Below are 983 nucleotides of genomic sequence, written 5' to 3' on the forward strand. Positions count from 1 at the left end.
ACGGAACGCTGCTGCCATTAGCGAAGCTCCCGCATACCGCGGATTACTTCCTGATGGACCAGTCAAGAAAAATTGAAAAGTTCATGATTCGCATCAAAGAAGAAATTGACCGCCGTAAACGTTTGTTCCGGGAAAAAGAAATCAGCCACATCAAAATGTACAATGCGCTGAGCGAAGAAGAGCTCCCGTTCATTTTTATCACCATTGACAACTTTGACATTGTCAAGGATGAGATGCATGAGCTTGAATCGGAATTTGTCCAGCTTTCCAGAGACGGACAAAGCTTGGGTATCTACTTTATGCTGACAGCAACGAGGGTGAATGCTGTCCGCCAGTCATTGTTAAATAACTTGAAAACAAAGGTTGTCCATTATCTCATGGATCAATCAGAAGGATATTCCATTTACGGCCGTCCGAAATTCAATCTTGAGCCGATTCCGGGACGCGTCATCATTCAAAAGGAAGAGCTTTATTTCGCGCAAATGTTCCTGCCTGTTGACGCCGATGATGATATCGGCATGTTCAACGAGCTGAAATCAGACGTACAGAAACTTCAAGGGCGATTTGCTTCAATGGAGCAGCCGGCACCGATTCCGATGCTGCCTGAGAGCTTGTCTACGAGAGAATTGTCTCTCCGCTTCAAGCTGGAACGCAAGCCTTTATCTGTACCGATCGGGCTTCATGAAGAAACAGTCAGCCCAGTCTATTTTGATTTGGGCAAGCATAAGCACTGCCTGATTTTAGGCCAGACTCAGCGCGGGAAAACAAACGTCCTAAAAGTCATGCTCGAACATCTGATTGATGATGAAACCGAAATGATCGGCCTGTTTGACTCGATTGACCGCGGCTTATCTCATTATGCGAAGGAATCAGATGTTTCATATTTGGAAACGAAAGAAGATATTGAGCAGTGGATTGAAACAGCAGAAGACATTTTCAAAACAAGAGAAGCCATGTATGTAGAAGCCGTCCGCCAAGGAGAC

1 protein-coding gene is annotated in these 983 nt (G+C 45.3%); it reads left to right on the forward strand.

The window, feature by feature from the left end:
- A partial coding sequence (locus ADICYQ_RS31285) for an FtsK/SpoIIIE domain-containing protein (RefSeq protein ID WP_040416661.1) occupies positions 1-983 on the forward strand: 983 nt, incomplete at both ends.

The organism is Cyclobacterium qasimii M12-11B (assembly GCF_000427295.1).
Lineage (GTDB): Bacteria > Bacteroidota > Bacteroidia > Cytophagales > Cyclobacteriaceae > Cyclobacterium > Cyclobacterium qasimii.